The organism is Burkholderia sp. APQ4-4ca (assembly GCF_057837105.1).
Map to the genome: position 1 here is coordinate 1 of NZ_JBYQCG010000195.1, position 1986 is coordinate 1986.

Annotated in this window: 4 protein-coding genes; 3 read left to right on the forward strand and 1 reads right to left on the reverse strand. The window is 58.8% G+C overall.

The genetic code is table 11. The features are described from left to right. Positions 1 to 48 precede the first annotated feature (48 nt). Positions 49 to 225 (reverse strand): hypothetical protein, encoded by a 177-nt coding sequence (locus AC3IFE_RS21145; protein ID WP_489191839.1) that lies wholly within the window; start codon positions 223 to 225, stop codon positions 49 to 51. A 316-nt stretch (positions 226 to 541) separates the two neighbouring features. Here AC3IFE_RS21145 and AC3IFE_RS21150 point away from each other — a divergent pair, with 316 nt between their 5' ends. From AC3IFE_RS21150 to AC3IFE_RS21160, 3 genes are all read left to right on the forward strand, one after another. Further along, the gene (locus AC3IFE_RS21150; RefSeq protein ID WP_011546520.1) at positions 542 to 802 is read left to right on the forward strand and encodes a transposase; all 261 of its coding nucleotides are present in this window, start codon (positions 542 to 544) and stop codon (positions 800 to 802) included. Between the two features lie 38 nt (positions 803 to 840). Continuing rightward, positions 841 to 1386 (forward strand): DDE-type integrase/transposase/recombinase, encoded by a 546-nt coding sequence (locus AC3IFE_RS21155; RefSeq protein ID WP_301777793.1) that lies wholly within the window; start codon positions 841 to 843, stop codon positions 1384 to 1386. Positions 1387 to 1734: 348 nt separating this feature from the next. Next, positions 1735 to 1986 (forward strand): transposase (locus AC3IFE_RS21160; protein ID WP_489191840.1); only part of this gene is annotated, 252 nt, incomplete at its 3' end.

Genomic DNA, 1986 nt, shown 5'->3' on the forward strand with positions numbered 1-1986 from the left:
TGGACTACCTCCAAAGTAGTCCAAGATTTTGTCCGCATCCCCGGTGGGTCAGTTCTGCGTGGACATCAACACCGAGAGGATCGATTGGCCGCGGCCCTCTATCGCTTCGCCTCTCTTCTGCCAGAAGAAGCAATTGGCGATGCGGTGAGGGCAGTCTTCGCAGGCATGTCCCATCGTTACGGAGCGCGCCTCGGTGTAAACGAAGCGGCGGTGCTTGAGGAGCATGCGCGCCTCTGCACACAAGCGCGGGAGATGGCTTAATTTGCGTGAACACCAAGGGCACTAGCGAGAATTGTTCGCCCGCGACACGTCAGTATTGCTTCAGCAGGGCGAGGACCTACGAAGACTGAGTGCGGTCGCCTAGAATGTTATTGGGTACCAGCCCAGTGGTGACGGCGTAATCTCGATCCGTTTCGGTGAAGTTGAGTCTAGCCATGAGCAAGAGGACAACGATATTCCTCGACATCGATGGAGTCCTACTGACCTGCTCCCGGCGTTTAGTACGGTGACGGTGTAGAGTCCGTTCCAGAGAGGAACGGCAATGAAAAAGCGATTCACCGAAGAGCAAATCATCGGCATCTTGAAGGAAGCCGAGGCTGGCCTGAAGCCGGCGGAGCTGTGCCGCAAGTACGGCATATCGGAAGCGACCTACTACAACTGGAAAGCGAAGTTCGGCGGGATGACGGTCTCCGAAGCGCAGCGCTTGAAGGAACTGGAGCAGGAGAACAACAAGCTCAAGCGCCTGTTGGCCGAATCAATGCTCGACAACGCTGCGCTGAAGGACCTGTTGGCCCGAAAGTAGCAAGCCCGCAGGCCAAGCGCGAAGCGGTCCGCATCTTGATGACCGAACGCGCCATGGGTGTTACCCGGGCCTGCGGGCTGGTAGGGATTTCGCGCTCGCTGTTCCACTACGAATCACGTCGCCGAGTTGACGACGAAGCGCTGACTGGCCGGATGATGGCCATCGCCGCGCAGAAGCGCCGATATGGCTATCGCCGGATTCACGTGCTGTTGCAGCGGGATGGCTGCTTTGCCAACCACAAGCGCATCTGGCGCCTGTACAGCAAGGCGGGACTGAGCGTGCGCAAGCGACGACGCAAGCGTATTGCGGCTGTCGATCGCGTGCCGCTGCCGTTACCAACGGGCCCCAATCAGAGCTGGTCGATGGACTTCGTTTCTGATGGGCTGGCCTATGGTCGGCGGTTTCGATGCCTGAACGTGGTCGACGACTACACGCGCGAGTGCTTGGCCATCGAGGTCGATACTTCATTACCGGGCCTACGCGTGCAGCAAGTGCTCGAGCGGCTCAAGGAGATGCGAGGCTTACCCGCATCCATCACGGTCGACAACGTTCTAAATGCAAGCGGAATGTGCAACGCAAGGTAAAACGGTGCCGCGCACACGGCGAGATGCAGTGCGCGAGCTGTCAAAGAGCGAATGACAACCAACCAGTGGTCTTCTGCGGCATCGGGGAGACTTGCTGACCATAGTGGACACAAGATTCATCGCACACGGCGTGATCTTCACCGTACCTAAAACAGCATAGAAGCCCCAGCGGAAGGTCCGAGCATTATCTACGGGGTCGCCTGCGCCCCAACGGCAGCCGAGAGAGGGATCGATCCACTGGGTAAACCGAGTTCGAAGAACGTAAGCCGTCAATAAACGACGCCCTACCAATGGTAGGCAGAAGGTCAGATGCTAAGTGTCCGCGTGGACACATGCACTCAGACCGTGATGACAGAGAAACAGGACCTTCGAAGCAGACTGGTGGTTGGCCGCAGACGGGATGGCCGGCGGGAATTTGATGAAGATGCCGTGCGGGAGCTGGTCGAGTTTTGCCTGAGGCCGGGGGTATCGATCGCCCGGGCGGCCATGGACCATGACGTCAATCCGAACCAGTTGCGTCGCTGGATCTCGCGCCATCAGCAGCATACGCTGCAAACCCCGACGAGGCCGGACCCGCTGGTGATCGACGGCGTATCGATC